The organism is Halomonas almeriensis (assembly GCF_030409235.1).
Taxonomy (GTDB): domain Bacteria; phylum Pseudomonadota; class Gammaproteobacteria; order Pseudomonadales; family Halomonadaceae; genus Halomonas; species Halomonas almeriensis.
The window spans coordinates 82,235-96,934 of record NZ_JAUFPO010000004.1 but is presented as its reverse complement, the minus strand read 5'-3'; the positions used below and the strand labels follow the sequence as shown (position 1 = coordinate 96,934).

Sequence of the window (14,700 nt, the reverse complement as noted above, 5' to 3'; positions counted from 1 at the left end):
CGCTGATACCGGTCGTCCTGCCCGCTCGTTTCGCTGCGCCCACATGCCGGATCCCGACACCGGAGACATGATGGGTTACCAATTTCACGATCTGACCGACGCCTGCCAGACAGACTGGCGCGCCTACATCGAGCACGACTTCGTGCGTTCGCTGGGCGATGGCAACCTGGCCCCCGAGGCCTTTCGTCACTACCTGCAACAAGACTACCTGTTCCTGGTTCACTTCTCGCGCGCCTATGCCCTGGCGGCCTACAAGAGCCACGACCTGGCCGAACTGCGCCACGCCTTCGAGGGCCTCAAGACCATTCTCGACGTCGAGCTCGATCTGCATGTAGGTTTTTGCCGCGAATGGGGCATCAGCGAGGAGGACCTGGCCAGACTCCCCGAAGCCCGAGCTACCCTGGCCTACACGCGCTATGTGCTGGACACCGGCAGCCGCGGCGACCTGCTCGACCTGCACGTGGCGCTGGCGCCCTGCCTGGTGGGGTACGGCGAGATTGCCAACTGGTTGAACGCGCGACCGAGCACCCTGCGGGGAGACGCCAATCCCTTCGAGGCCTGGATCGCCATGTACGCGAGTGATGACTTCCAAGCCGCCATGCGCGACGAGATCGCCTGGCTCGACGCCCGCCTGGCCGAGGTGACGCCGGCGCGTTTCGCTCGGCTGGCGGAGATCTTCCGCGACGCCACCCGCCTGGAAATCGACTTCTGGCAGATGGGCCTCGACCAGACCACTTGAAGCTTCGGAGGCTAAGGTCACCACTCTCGGACACCAGCGTTGGTGGGAGCCGGATGCCATCCACCCTGTAGGCTGGCATGCTATCTGCATGAGATGTTCCGGTTCCTGACGCGAGAGTGGCGGCCATGATGCCCAGATCACATTCCACACCGATCCGTGCGGCGCATTTTCGGCGCCGCACCCACCAGCATCTGGAGATGCTGTATGGCCCGCGGGCCGATGAAGTCCTGCGCCGCCCGGAAACCCTGCTGACTCACCAGGCCCCGGCCAGATCGACGCCGGACACAGTCCCGGTGCCCCTGTGGAGCCAGCGTGACCAGTAGCTGATCAGCTACGGCGACAGCCTGGTCGCCGATGACATGCCGCCCCTGCAGGTGCTCGAGGACTTCCTGAACCGCCACCTGGGCGACACCCTGAGCGGCGTGCATATCCTGCTCTTCTTCCCCTGGAGCAGCGATGACGGTTTCTGGTCATTCACTATCGCGAGGTGAATGCCGAGCTCGGTGACTGGGATGACATCCAACGCCTGGGCCGGCGCTTCGATCTGGGGGTCGACCTGGTGCTCAATCATGTCTCGCGGGAGTCGCTGTGGTTGACCGACTACCTGGCCGGCAGCCAGCCGGGCCGCGACTACTTCATCGAGATGGACCCGGATACCGACCTCTCGGCGGTCGTGCGCCCGCGCAGCTCGCCATTGCTGGTCAAGGTGCCGACCCGGCGCGGAGTGCGCCACCTGTGGGCGACCTTCTCGGAAGACCAGATCGACCTGAATTTCGCCAACCCGGATGTGCTGCTGGAGTTCATCGGCATCCTGCTGTTCTATCTCGACCAGGGCGCCAGGGTGATTCGCCTGGATGCCATCGCCTATCTTTGGAAACAGGTGGTTACGTCCTGCATTCATTTGCCCCAGACCCACGAGGTGGTGCGCCTGCTGCGCACCATCATCGACCATGTCGCCCCCGATGCCCTGCTGCTGACCGAGACCAATGTGCCCCACGAGGAAAGCATCAGCTATTTCGGCCTCGATCGGCTGGCGGCCCCCGGCGCGGGGATGCATCGTGTCAACACGATCATCGAGTCGATCCGCCTCATCTGGCGGCCACCGGCGCGGGGATGCATCCCCCGACGAGGCGCATCTGGTCTATCAGTTTCCCCTGCCGCCCCTGCTGCTGCACACCCTGACCTGTGGCGAGGCCGGCACCCTGGCGGCCTGGCTACGCCAGCCTGCCCGAAATGCCCCCGGGCTGCAGCTTCCTGAACTTCACGGCAAGCCACGACGGCATCGGCGTTCGCCCCCTGGAAGGCTGGCTGCCACAGCACGACATCGATGCCCTGGTCGAACTGATGCACCGCTTCGGCGGCTACGCCAGCATGCGCACCCGCGACGACGGGGAGGATGCCCCCTACGAGCTCAACATCACCTGGTTCGACGCCATGAAGGGCAACCGTCGCGGGCCGGATGCCTGGCAGACGCCCCGCTTCCTGTGCAGCCAGCAACTGATGCTCGGCCTGCGCGGCATTCCGGCGATCTACCTGCACGTGCTGACGGGGACCCTCAACGACCTGGAAGGCGTGGAACGCAGCGGGCGCCTGCGCTCGATCAATCGCCGCCGCTGGCAGCGAAACGAGCTCGAATGGCTGCTCGAAACGCCTGCCACCCCGACCCGGGAAGTCTTCAAGTCGCTGACCCGGATGCTGGATGCGCGGCGTCAAGAGCCCTGCTTCCACCCCGATGCACCGCAGCGGGTGCTGGACACGCCACCCAGCCTGATCGCCCTGCAACGCGGCCCGACCGCTGAAGGCCGCCGCCTAATCGCCGTGCACAACGTCACCGACCGGCCCCAGCCACTCGAACTCCAGGAACTGGCCCACGGCCAGTGGCACGACCTGCTCGCCCAGGCCCCCTGGAACCACGAAGCAACACTCGCCCCCTACCGGAGTCTGTGGCTGGTCAGCGAAGGGTCAGGGTGAAGCGAATAAGGAAGAAGGAATAAGGAAGAATGCTATCTGCTATGCCCCCGATTTTGTAGACACATCCCTTTACACTACGAGGAGAGGTGTCATGATTCTTCGTACACGTCGGCGTTATACGCCCGAATTCAAGCGGCATGTGGTTCAGTGCTCCTTGGAAACGGCCGACTCACAGGCCGCTATCGCAGCCAAGTTCGACGTACCTGCCAGTGTCCTGGAGCGATGGAGGAGAGAACACGTGTCAACCACCAAGCCAGATAAGAAGCTTGTCTCCAATCAGGGGCCTTCGAAGAGCCAAAAAGACCTGGAGCGAGAGAACCGTAAGCTCCGTAAACAGCTGGAACGCAAGGAGCTGGAGGTCGAGATCCTAAAAAAGGGTTCTTCGTCACATCATGTGGATTTGGTCTGATCGAGCAGGCGCCCCACGGGACTGCCGATCAGATAGATCATCGCGATGAAGTTGACCTCGTTCCGGTAGCCGCGTGCACGTGGCCGGGCTGCTTGGAATAAGCCATTCATACCTTCCAGGCGCGCGTTGGTCAGCCCCGTTATCCAGCGCCTCACGACCTGCTCGGTATGCCGTTCAAGCGTGGTCAGGGCCTTCCCCATGGGCTTCAGCAGTGGCTGATCGGTGATCGCCTCCCGCACACCTTGAGGTAGTTCGTAATACGCCAGCGGGCAGCACGCGGTGTCGAGGCCTGCTGGATCCACCGAAGCTTCTCCTTCATCAACCAGGCATCAGCAGTTGCACCCCGATCGGCCACCAGTTCTTGCAGGGCGGCTAGCCCGGAAATTGCACCAGACATAAAAAAGGCGGCTGAAAATCGGTTAAAATTCAAGAGCCTAACCAAGAATCTACCGAAACAGCCGCCATGACAAAATGTACCACGTCCACCACCTCTTTTCCACGCTGCAAGGGCCGTGAGATCACTGCCAGTTTCGACGGCGGTGAGATCACCTCCGATGGCGGCGCCTTGCTGCTCCGCCAACTGGATCGCGAGATGGGCCTGACTCGCGCCATTGCACGCCGACTGGATGATGCTCGCGCCTCTCGCCGTTGTCAGCACCGGGCCGAGACCATGCTTCGGCAGCGGATTTTCGGCCTGGCGCTGGGCTACGAAGATCTCAACGATCATCATGCCCTGCGCCGTGATATCGCCCTACAGACGGCGGTCGATACCGAGGGTGTGCTGGCCAGCCAATCGACGCTATGTCGTTTCGAACAGCAGGCCAGTCGCCAATGGGCGGTGGCCATTCAGGAGGAGATCGTTGAGCAGTTCATCCGCTCCTTTCGACGGCCGCCGAAGAAGCGCCTGATCCTGGACGTCGACGCCACCGACGCCCCCTGCATGGCGAGCAACTCGGCCGGCATTTCTCCGGCTTCTACGACGGGTACTGCTTTCTTCCTCTCTACGTCTTCTGTGGCCAGCAGCTGCTGGTCAGCTACCTGCGCCCGATCTATCGCGATGCGACCTACCATGCCGGCGCCATCCTCGCCCTGCTGGTCCGGCGCCTGCGTCAGGCCTGGCCCGAGGTGAAGGTCGTCTTCCGTGGCGACAGTGGCTTCTGTCGGCCGATGATCCCCAACTGGTGTGAGCGACATGGCGTCGAGTATATCGTCGGCCTGGCCACCAACAGCCGCCTCGAGAAGCTGTCACTCGATATTCACTATGAATCGGCCATCCGCTGGGAGGCCGAGCGGACCAAGCAGCGCCACTTTGGGCGCATCCACTATGCTGCTCACAGCTGGAAGCGCCCGCGACGCAAGGTGGTGGTCAAGGCCGAGACCAGCCACCGGGGCTTCAACACCCGCTACGTAGTGACCAACCTGCATGGTAGCCCGCAGTACGACCATCGCTACTGCCCGCGCGGCGACATGGAGAACCGCATCAAGGAACAGCAGTGGTTGTTTTCGGATCGCACCAGCTGCCATGACGGGTGGCCCAACCAGTACCGGCTGCTGCTGGCCGGCCTGGCCTATCTGCTGCTGGAACGGCTGCGCCGGGTGTATCTGAAGCGCACCGCCTACGCCACGGCCCAGGTCACCACCCTGCGCCTGAAGTTGCTGAAGATCGGTGGCGTGGTAATCCGCAATACCCGTCTCGTCCGCCTGATGCTGAGCAGTCACTACCCCGATCAGGACCTATTCCGTATGCTCGCTTGCAAGCTGGTGCCGAGATGACCGGTGCGGTGCTGTCCGCGGCACGGTATAAACACTGTGGGTAGGGAGCAGTGCGCCTTGTTGCCGGGACATCGATCAAAAAATGATCAATATTCGCTAAAACTGGCGTGACGAGCTGGCCGGGTCACTCAGCAGACCAACGTCGCAGCGCTGGTGCAATATCCGGGCTAGGGGCAAAACGTGAATATCCCCCGCCTTCTATCAACCTCGAGATGGCGGGGGATCCCATTTTGCTTTCCACGGGTGGCATCAAAGGCTTGCCAAGTCGAAATAGATACAAGCCAGTACCAACAGCAGCAGGAAAAGGGTCTCCGATACCATCAGGATCACCGGCTTCCACCCCACCACGGCCAGCTTCTGAAAGGAGGTCTTGATACCCAGCGCGGCAATGGCCGTCACCAGGCACCAGCGTGACAGATCGGTAAACCCCTCGGTGATAGTCGGTGGAATCCAGCCAAGGCTGTTGATGACCACCAGGCCGACGAAGGCCATCAGGAAGCCTGGCAACATCGGCACCTTGCCACTGTCCTCTTCATGGCGGTGACGTCGAAACAGGAACATGAAGACCATCACCGCCGGGACCAGCATCGCCACCCGTAACAGTTTGACGAAGGTCGAGACATCACCGGTACCCTCGGAGATCATATAGCCCGCACCAACGACCTGAGCCACATCGTGGATGGTGCCACCAAGGAAGATGCCCGCCTCGGTGTCATCCAGACCCAGCAGACCGACGATCAATGGATAGGTCACCATGGCCATGGTGGACAGAGTGGTAACACCCACCACGGTCATTATGGTGTTGCGCTCATGGGTAGCATGACGCGGCATCACCGCCGACAATGCTAACGCTGCCGAAGCCCCGCAGATCGCCACCGAGCCGCCGGTCAACAACCCCATATCCCTGTCGAGGCCCATCAGTCGCGCCAGTATGGCCCCGAGAGCAATGGTCAGCATGACACCACAGACCACGGTCAACACCGGTCCGATGCCAAGCTCGGCAACCTGCTCGATGGTAATACGCACTCCCAGCAGCGCAACTCCGAGACGCAGTACCCGCTTGGCAGCGAATTCTACTCCGGCCAGACAGCGTCCCTCCTCCGAAAGAAAATGCAGGGTCATGCCGAACAGCAAGGCATAAAGCAATGTAGGGCCGCCGTAGTGGTCGGCAATGAACGTGGTTGCCAGAGCAATGGTGATGCAGATCATTAGCCCCGGCATGATGCTCTGCAGGAGCGCCAGGCTCCGGGGCAAGCTCCGCTTGTGCGGGAGGGTCGACATATCGGTTGCGCGATCAGCGTCTCGACGAGTCATATCGCCACCTTACAAGTCACGGGACGCCCTTCCGCACTTTCACTGATACGGAGCGCCCCTTATTGATGAGAAAATGAACGCATGAGAGGGAAATTCGGCGTGACATCAATCCCGGGCAGTACCAGCCGTCACGAGCACCATGCTGCCTGGGTTTCACAAGAGAGATTAGGGCCAGTTTCCGGATAGCCTTGAGGCCAGCCAGCCCCTCTATCAGGAGGCACGCGCATGCGATGAATGAGCTGCCTTGATCATATCGGCGGCTTTCTCGGCAATCATGATGGTGGGGGCATTGGTATTGCCGGACACAATCACCGGCATGATCGATGCATCCACCACACGCAACCCATCAAGCCCGTGCACACGCAACCTGTCATCTACTACCGCCATGGCATCCTGGCCCATCTTGCAGGTGCCTACGGGGTGGTAGATGGTCTGGCTATGCTGACGAGCCGCCTCGAGCAAGGGGTCGTCACTCTGATAATGAGCTCCGGGAACATATTCCTCTGTGATGACCGATACCAAAGGCGCTTGCCCAGCGATACGTCTCGCGACATTGATGTCATCCACGGCGACTCTGCAGTCTTCTTCGGTGCTGAGATAGTTGGCACGAATCGAAGGGTAGACACTGGGATCAGGGCTGGTGATACGGCTGGGAGGCCGAGCGGACCAAGCAGCGCCACTTTGGCCGCATCCACTATGCTGCTCACAGCTGGAAGCGCCCGCGACGCAAGGTGGTGGTCAAGGCCGAGACCAGCCATCGGGGCTTCAACACCCGCTACGTAGTGACCAACCTGCATGGTAGCCCGCAGTACGACCATCGCTACTGCCCGCGCGGCGACATGGAGAACCGCATCAAGGAACAGCAGTGGTTGTTTTCGGATCGCACCAGCTGCCATGACGGGTGGCCCAACCAGTACCGGCTGCTGCTGGCCGGCCTGGCCTATCTGCTGCTGGAACGGCTGCGCCGGGTGTATCTGAAGCGCACCGCCTACGCCACGGCCCAGGTCACCACCCTGCGCCTGAAGTTGCTGAAGATCGGTGGCGCGGTAATCCGCAATACCCGTCTCGTCCGCCTGATGCTGAGCAGTCACTACCCCGATCAGGACCTATTCCGTATGCTCGCTTGCAAGCTGGTGCCGGGATGACCGGTGCGGTGCTGTCCGCAGCACGGTATAAACACTGTGGGTAGGGAGCAGTGCGCCTTGTTGCCGGGACATCGATCAAAAAATGATCAATATTCGCTAAAACTGGCGTGACGAGCTGGCCGGGTCACTCAGCAGACCAACGTCGCAGCGCTGGTGCAATATCCGGGCTACCCTGGTGCCATTGAATACCTTGAACTGGCACTATCCCTCCCGGATCAACCAATTCTAGGGTGTATTTGAAAAATGCTGAAAGCATCCACACAGAAAAATGCAAGAGACGAAGCTTGGGCCACGGCCAACCAACGATAAATAAAAAGAGGAGCAGGTAAAGTGCTTCACACTATCCTCGACAGACTGACTCATAGAGCGGCCGGGGTCATGGGCATCATCGGTTCCATAATGATTCTCTACTGCATGACTTTTGGCGTCACCGATGTCTTTCTGAGATACGCCTTGAACTCCGCCTCACAGTGGATTTCCCCTACCATTCAGGCCGCCATGGTACTTCTTGCCTGTGCGGGAGGAGCTTATTCCCTTAAGCACGGCTCCTTCATCAAGCTAGACCTTTTCTACGCCAATTTCTCTCCCCGAAAAAAGGCGCTTTGCGATATTCTGACATCTATTCTCACCTTCGCCTTCCTTGGTGTCCTCATATGGAAGGGAATAGATGCAGCGATCATGTCTTACAAGTTCAAACAGACTACTCCCACAGCAATTCCGATCCCTATCTACCCGATAAAAGCCATTATTCCACTGTCTGCCATCATCGTGCTTCTGATTGCATCGCAGCAACTTCTGGAGGATTTAAAAACGGTATTCAAAAGTTCCCGAGAACAATAACCCCGCAGGCCTACCGGCCCCGAACAGAAAATCGAGAAAACGAAGAAGGATAGACGACATGACAATGACAAAACGCACCATCTTCACCATGACCATGATCAGTGCCGGAATCATGACAGCCAACCAGGCCCTGGCCCAGTCCGATGGACCACCCGATGAAGTGACGACATGGGTATTGCAGCCTGCTTTCGACTCCTCCGATGCCGGCTGGGACAATGGCCTGATTCCCTGGATCGAAGCCGTCGAGGAAGCCACCGAAGGCACGGTCAAGATCGAGTTGCGGCCGGCCGGCTCTCTGACCAGTGGTGACGAAGCCTTGATGGCCGCCGCTTCCGGCATGACCGATGGCTACGCCGGCTGGGCAACGGTCTATGGTGGTGACCTGCCGGAAGGCATGCTGGCCTTCGGTCTTCCCATGGGAGCCGAAAGTCCCGAGGAAGCCTGGGAAGTCATGTGGGGCGAGGACTATCGCGTTGGTGATCTGGTCCAAGAGGCCGCCCATGAGAGCGGACTCCATTGGGTCGGCTGGACCGACCAGGGCACGAACGCCATGTTCACCAACTTCCGCGTCGAGAAACTCGAGGACCTGAAAGGCAAGAAGATGCGTGCCGGCGGACCTCAGGCCCTGTTCCACGAAGCACTGGGTGGCACGGCCGTCTCGATGGGGGCCGGTGACATCTACACGGCAATTCGCCTGGGAACGATCGACGGAACCTACTGGGATACCGGTGGCATCGATGACATGTCCTTCAACGAGGTCGTCGACTATGCCATTCAGCCGGGATGGAACCCCGCCCAGCACCAGGAGACATTCGTCAATCTCGAAGCCTGGAATGCACTGACCGACTGGCAGCGTGAACAGATCAATAGTGTCTTCAAGGAGACCTACTTCGAGACCAGCAAGATGCATGCTGAGCAGGTCGATATCGCACTGCAGTCCCTGCGGGATGAAGGTGGTGAGGTCATCAACTTCAGCGATGAAGAAATCGATCGTATGCGTGAGTTCTCCATCGAGGAAGTCTGGCCGGAAATCGCCGCGATGTCAGAGCGCAATGCGGAAGGCGTGGAGATCTTCAAGCGTTTCATGAAGGACAAGGGTAAGCTCTGACCGAGCACTCGCCCGGTCAACAGGGCTTATACGCCTGCCCCGTCACTCGCGGGGCAGGCGTACCTGTCACGCTTCCGAACCGCTTCACAAGCCAGGATCTCAGATACTTGACCACCTCACCCACCGAAGGCATGGATTTCCGTTTCTGGACAAGAAGCCATGTCATAGACCTTTTCGTGTCAACGACTGATATGGACTTGGTTGCTCAATAACTTTCACCAGGAAGGTCACTGAATGAGTCTGGAAATCATCACGCTCCTCTACTTCGCGTGCCTCTTTGGCGCCATGTTCCTGGGGCTGCCCGTTGCCTTCGCGCTCGGTGGCACCGCGGTGGTATTCGCTGCCATGGTCGAGCCACGTGCCCTGCTGGCCATACCGAGCGCCTTCTACTCCACCCCCTGGAACCCCGTGCTGGTCACGGTGCCGTTATTCTTGTTCATGGGCAGCCTGATTCGTTACTCGGGCATAGCCGATGCGGCCTATGATGCCGTCTACAAGCTGATCGGCCATATCCCGGGCGGCCTGGCCATCGGCACGGTGAAGGTCAGTACTATCTTCGCCGCTGTCACCGGCATCACCCCACCGGCAACGATCACCATGGGACAGATCGCCTACCCTTCGATGATGAAGTACTCGTATAGTCGAAAGATCGCCATCGGTTCCATCGGTGCCGGCGGCGCATTGGGGGCATTGATTCCCCCCAGCGTGCCCTTCATCTTCTACGGACTCCTGGCCAACGCCTCCATCGGCAAACTGTTTCTGGCCGGTCTATTGCCGGGCTTGATGCTGGCCACTTTCTACGCAATCTACATTGGCGTTCGCTGCAAGCTGCAACCGGAAATGGGCCCGGCACTACCTGCCGACAAGAAGTTTTCCCGACGTGAAAAGGCCCAGTCTCTGTTGGGTATCTGGCCCTTCATACTGCTGATTCTCATCGTGCTGGGTACCATCTGGGGCGGCATCGCCACACCTCCCGAAGCCGCCGCTTTCGGTGCTACCAGTGCCCTGGTGATCAACCTGTTTAATGGCCGCCTGACCAGGCAAGTGTTCAAGGACTCGTTGAGCACGACCGTGAAGCTGACCGGCATGGGGCTCTGGATCCTGATCGGGGCCAATATCTTCCTGAATATCTTCAACACCCTGGGCAGCCAGGAGTTGATTACCAACATGGTCCTGGCGATGCCGGGGGGCACGACCGGCATCCTGCTGCTGATGATGTTTATCATCCTGCTGCTGGGGATGGTGATGGACGACTGGGCCATCATCATGCTGTGCACGCCGCTGTTCCTGCCGATCATCGAGTTGCTGGGCGTCGACAAGATCTGGTTCGGTGTCCTGTTCATCGTCAATATCCAGATTGCCTATCTGACGCCGCCCTTCGGTTTCGTGCTGTTCTGGTTGAAAAGCATCTTGCCCGGTGATGTCGGATGGGGGGATGTCTATGGATCCGTGGGGCCCTTCGTGCTGCTGCAGCTACTCGGCCTGGGCCTGATCTTTGTGTTCCCCGAGATAGCCACCTGGCTGCCACAATTCTTCGACTGACGGCCCTCCGTCCTGGCACAGGGGCGGCGAGTTACGGCATGACTCGCTGCCCTTCATGATGACCGTGGAGGGGCCCGACAAGGACCTCCCGGCATGGCGTCGACACGGCGCATGGAGCTCGAGCACATGTCGCATTATGATCGCCCCGACATCCCGCCGAGAATCTCTCATCGACACCTGTCGCAGGGATTGGCAGTTATTACGCTGGTTCTGGTGCTGACAGTGACTCTGCAGGTAAACGATTTCCTCGGCAAACGACCGGGCCTGCCCTGGCTGCAACTGGTCGCCATGATCGGCAGCCTTCTGTTGATGACACCGTTGCTTTTCAGCCTCACCAAACGCAGCTCGCTGTCGGCCAGCCCACCCTTTTGGTTCGCCGCACACGTCCTGGCCAGTATGGCCGGCTTCGTGTTCGTCAGCCTGCATGTCGCCGCGGGACGTCTCCTCAGCATGCCGGGCATCCTCTATGTGCTGCTGTTGTTCCTGATCTATCAGGGCATCGTGGCTCGGGTCTTCCTGTCTCGGCAATTCTCGCGTCAGTTCGGATCGAGAGAAGCCAGCTTCACGCTCACGACGACGACGACACGACACGAGCTGGCCGGCATCATCGCGGCCAAGACCCATCTTCTGAAGAGTCTGGATCCACAAGCCGATGAAGCCCTGTTCTCGCCGAACCTGAAGCATGCGGCGGCTCACCCATTGCTGACGCTGAATTATGCACGCCTGGCCGCCCGGGAGTCGCGACTCGTGGGCGCACGCCGCCGAGCCGGTCGAGCTCTGTCGCTGTGGCGTCGCCTGCATATTCTCGTCGCTCTGCTGTTCGTCTTCGGCATCGTCGTCCACGTCCTGACAGTTATCTTTTTCGCCGGCTATGTCGCCGGCGACGACGCTATCTACTGGTGGCACCTGGCCACCTGGGGAGGGCATACATGAGCCAGCTCTGCTTGAGCATCGACTTGGAACGCTGCACCGGCTGCAAGAGCTGCGAGGCGGCCTGCAAGCAGGTCAACGGCCTGGGTCCAGACGAATACCGCAACAAGGTCATGTGGCTGGGCGATCCCTCATTGCCCGAGCTGGACTTCCTCACCGTGACTTGCCAGCAATGCGAGCGACCGGCCTGCCTGAGAGCCTGCCCCGTGGTTCCCAAGGCACTGAGCAAGGACCCGGACACCGGGGTGGTCAGCGTCGACGAGTCGCTGTGCACCGGCTGCGGAGAGTGCGTCCTGGCCTGCCCCTATGGCGCCATGGGTTATGATCCGGTGGACAACCATGCCGTGAAATGCGACCTCTGCGCACCGCGCCGGGCCCACGGTGAAATGCCGGCGTGTGCCAGTGTTTGCCCGACGCGTGCCATCACTTTCGGCGAGCGGGAGGAACTGCTGGAACTGGCTCATGAAGCCGACAAACCCGTGCGAGATAACGACCATTTCCTGCAGGGCCCCGCCACCCTCTATCTGGATCGACACAAGAAATCCGAGGAGACAACGCCGAAGGACCCCCTGGCCGACAAGCACCCGCCCGCTGTTCAGGTCACGGCGCCGTCGAATCCATCCCCTACGTCGAAGTGGGTGCAAATCCCTTACCGCAAGCTCGACGATCAGCAGCCCGACAACATCAAGCCGGGAGGCTGCCATATCTGCTTCAACGGCTGCACCCTCAAGTTCGGCATGAAAGACGGCGAGGTCGTGCAAATTCTCGGCAATGACGAGGACCCCGTCTTCCAGGGACGCATCTGTCCGAAATCGCAGATGACGCTTCAACTCTACCGCAACCCGAGCCGCCTGACGCATCCCCTCAAGCGTCGTGGTCCTCCCGGCAACGAGACGTTCGAGCGGGTCAGCTGGGATGAAGCCCTGGATGATATCGCCGAACGCCTCAAGAAAATTCGCGAACGTGATGGCAGCGAATCGCTGGCGATCCATATGGGAACCCGGACCGGTGTGCTCAATATCATGGGCTATGTCCCCATGTTCACCCAGATGTGGGGAACACCTAACTTCCTGACGACCGAACCCTTCTGCGATGCGGGCAAGGTCATGGCTCTGGAACTGACCCTTGGCTCCACCTGCCAGCCCAACATCTATACACCGGAGGATATCGGCAGTGCGGCGCTGCACGTGTATTTCGGCGACAACCAGGCCGAAACTCGCCCGGTCAACTTCGGCATGGTCAATGACTGGCGGCTCCGCCGTGGGGCCGGAATGATCGTCATCGACCCACGCCTGACAGCCACCGCCAGTAAGGCCGATCACTGGCTGGCGATACGCCCCGGCACCGACATGGCCCTGGCGCTGGGGCTCATTCACGAGATATTTCGCCACGACTGGCATGACCTCGCGTTCTGCCGGCAATGGGTACAGGGGTGGGAAACCTGGCGCGACTTCATCCGCCGGCAGGACTACAGCATCGAATGGGTCAGTGATATCACCGGCCTCGACATCGAACGTATCCGCGACCTGGCCCGAAACATCGCCCATGCCGACGGCTGCATGATCTTTGCCAGTCGCGGCATCAACCAGCACAGCAATGGCGTGCAGGCCAATCGAACCCTCATGTTCCTGGCGGCCATAACGGGTAACTGGGGGCGTCGCGGGGGAGGCTTCTTCAATGTGGCATCGGAACCCGACTGGGGGCGCATCCCGGTCCCGGACGAGCACAAGGCTTCCATCGATCGACCCGCGCTGGGCAATAGTCCACGCCAATGGCTGGATGCCATGCTGGAGGACAAGCCCTATGCCGTACGCGGTTTGATCACCGGCAACAACCCCGCCGCCCAGTGGCCGAACCGGCACAAGGTCCAGGAGGCCTTTCAGTCACTGGACTTGCTGGTCCACATAGATCTGTTCTTCAACGAGACCTCGGCACTGGCGGATTATGTCCTGCCCGCCGCTACCGGTGTCGAGAAGGGGGGCATCAGCCGCCTGGCGGAAGATCGGCGAGTTGTCTGGAACGAGCGTCTCATGGACCCACCCGGCGAGGCTCGCTCGGACCACTGGTTCTGGGTCGAGCTCGGCAAGCGACTGGGGTTCCAGTCGGTCCTCCAGGATCGCTACAAGGACCCGGCGGTGTTCTGGGACGAGGTCTTCCGGCAGGCCACCCCGACACTGCGAGGCGTCACCATGCAACGCCTGACGTCGACCCCTTATCGCTGGATTCGCATCCCCGTGGCCGACGAGAATACCCCCGAGCCGGACACCCTCTACCTGGAAGGTACCACCGCCTTCGGCAGCGAACCGGGCAAGCGCTTCCCCACACCCAGCGGCCAGCTGGAATTCTGGAACGCCACCATCGAAGCCAAGTTTCGCTCGCTGGGCCTGTCATCGCTGCCATATTTCTATACCGAGGCAGAAGCCGCCTCGGGGCACCCTCACGTTGCCTCCGATGGCCGGCCCGCCGAGTTGTCCCCCTTCTTTCACGCGCCGACTCTCACCGAGCATGTCACCTTGCAGGCATCACCGAAACATGAGCAAGTCGAGTGGGATACACAACTGGTGACCGGGCGCCCCACCGCCTCGCACTTCCACTCCTGGACCCATTATTTCTGGCAGGCACAGGAGATGTGGCCGGACCTCTACTGCCAGATTCATCCCGACAAGGCTGCCAGCAAGGACATCCGGGAAGGCGAGCCACTGATCATCGAATCGCCCGGCGGGCGCCTGGAGGCCCGGGCCTGGGTAACATCGGGGATTCACCCGGACGTGATCTTCATCCCCATCGGCTGGGATACCCGGCAGCCCTTCGCCCCATGGGGGTCGGTCAATGAACTCACCGACGGTCGTCTCGACCCCATTTCCCATCAAAGTAACCTGAAGCTGCATCGCTGTCGGGTCCGAGCCACCGCCGACACATGAGAGCACTC

Annotated in this window: 15 protein-coding genes and 1 pseudogene; 13 read left to right on the top strand and 3 right to left on the bottom strand. The window is 60.5% G+C overall.

Annotated features, from left to right (window positions below; genetic code table 11):
- The first annotated feature begins 70 nt into the window (after window positions 1-70).
- The 6 genes from tenA (at window position 71) to QWY74_RS01950 (ending at window position 3,119) form a co-directional block, all read left to right on the top strand.
- On the top strand, window positions 71-739 hold the full coding sequence (gene tenA, locus QWY74_RS01960) for a thiaminase II (RefSeq protein WP_264823766.1): 669 nt from the start codon (window positions 71-73) through the stop codon (window positions 737-739).
- A gap of 125 nt (window positions 740-864) precedes the next feature.
- Window positions 865-1,062, top strand: coding sequence for a hypothetical protein (locus QWY74_RS13090; protein ID WP_435389103.1), 198 nt, complete (start codon window positions 865-867; stop codon window positions 1,060-1,062).
- A 36-nt stretch (window positions 1,063-1,098) separates the two neighbouring features.
- On the top strand, window positions 1,099-1,230 hold the full coding sequence (locus tag QWY74_RS13085) for a hypothetical protein (protein ID WP_435389102.1): 132 nt from the start codon (window positions 1,099-1,101) through the stop codon (window positions 1,228-1,230).
- Window positions 1,227-1,997, top strand: coding sequence for an alpha-amylase family glycosyl hydrolase (locus QWY74_RS13080; protein WP_435389101.1), 771 nt, complete (start codon window positions 1,227-1,229; stop codon window positions 1,995-1,997). Before QWY74_RS13085 ends, QWY74_RS13080 begins: the two co-directional genes overlap by 4 nt.
- Entirely contained in the window at window positions 1,973-2,710 is a 738-nt protein-coding gene (locus QWY74_RS13075; RefSeq protein ID WP_435389100.1) for an alpha-amylase family protein, read from the top strand. Before QWY74_RS13080 ends, QWY74_RS13075 begins: the two co-directional genes overlap by 25 nt.
- Window positions 2,711-2,801: 91 nt before the next feature.
- Complete coding sequence (locus QWY74_RS01950) at window positions 2,802-3,119, top strand: transposase (RefSeq protein ID WP_264823767.1); 318 nt, start codon at window positions 2,802-2,804, stop codon at window positions 3,117-3,119.
- On the opposite strand, the gene QWY74_RS01945 is transcribed toward QWY74_RS01950, so the two are convergent.
- Window positions 3,101-3,421, bottom strand: a complete 321-nt coding sequence (locus tag QWY74_RS01945) for a transposase (RefSeq protein WP_264823768.1) — start codon at window positions 3,419-3,421, stop codon at window positions 3,101-3,103. The genes QWY74_RS01950 and QWY74_RS01945 overlap by 19 nt on opposite strands.
- Window positions 3,422-3,582: 161 nt before the next feature.
- Here QWY74_RS01945 and QWY74_RS01940 point away from each other — a divergent pair.
- Window positions 3,583-4,892, top strand: a pseudogene (locus tag QWY74_RS01940) (IS1380 family transposase).
- Window positions 4,893-5,141: 249 nt separating this feature from the next.
- Here the strand turns inward: QWY74_RS01940 and QWY74_RS01935 are convergent.
- Window positions 5,142-6,206 (bottom strand): YeiH family protein, encoded by a 1,065-nt coding sequence (locus QWY74_RS01935; RefSeq protein ID WP_264823769.1) that lies wholly within the window; start codon window positions 6,204-6,206, stop codon window positions 5,142-5,144.
- Between the two features lie 210 nt (window positions 6,207-6,416).
- Window positions 6,417-6,851: a GMC family oxidoreductase gene (locus QWY74_RS01930; protein WP_264824389.1), complete on the bottom strand. Its 435-nt coding sequence runs from the start codon at window positions 6,849-6,851 to the stop codon at window positions 6,417-6,419.
- Between the two features lie 44 nt (window positions 6,852-6,895).
- Here QWY74_RS01930 and QWY74_RS01925 point away from each other — a divergent pair, with 44 nt between their 5' ends.
- The 6 genes from QWY74_RS01925 to QWY74_RS01900 all read left to right on the top strand — a co-directional run bounded on the left by QWY74_RS01925 (window position 6,896) and on the right by QWY74_RS01900 (window position 14,692).
- A complete protein-coding gene (locus QWY74_RS01925; protein WP_435389107.1) occupies window positions 6,896-7,351 on the top strand; it encodes a transposase in 456 nt (151 codons plus the stop codon).
- Window positions 7,352-7,681: 330 nt separating this feature from the next.
- Window positions 7,682-8,191: a TRAP transporter small permease subunit gene (locus tag QWY74_RS01920; RefSeq protein ID WP_264823770.1), complete on the top strand. Its 510-nt coding sequence runs from the start codon at window positions 7,682-7,684 to the stop codon at window positions 8,189-8,191.
- Window positions 8,192-8,249: 58 nt separating this feature from the next.
- Window positions 8,250-9,299: a TRAP transporter substrate-binding protein gene (locus tag QWY74_RS01915; protein ID WP_264823771.1), complete on the top strand. Its 1,050-nt coding sequence runs from the start codon at window positions 8,250-8,252 to the stop codon at window positions 9,297-9,299.
- 234 nt (window positions 9,300-9,533) lie between these two features.
- Window positions 9,534-10,841 carry a TRAP transporter large permease gene (locus QWY74_RS01910; protein WP_264823772.1) on the top strand — a complete coding sequence of 436 codons (1,308 nt, stop codon included), beginning with the start codon at window positions 9,534-9,536 and terminating at the stop codon, window positions 10,839-10,841.
- A gap of 93 nt (window positions 10,842-10,934) precedes the next feature.
- Entirely contained in the window at window positions 10,935-11,774 is an 840-nt protein-coding gene (locus QWY74_RS01905; protein ID WP_290313664.1) for a hypothetical protein, read from the top strand.
- Window positions 11,771-14,692, top strand: a complete 2,922-nt coding sequence (locus QWY74_RS01900; protein WP_290313663.1) for a molybdopterin-dependent oxidoreductase — start codon at window positions 11,771-11,773, stop codon at window positions 14,690-14,692. The genes QWY74_RS01905 and QWY74_RS01900 overlap by 4 nt, the downstream gene beginning before the upstream one ends.
- Window positions 14,693-14,700 lie beyond the last annotated feature (8 nt).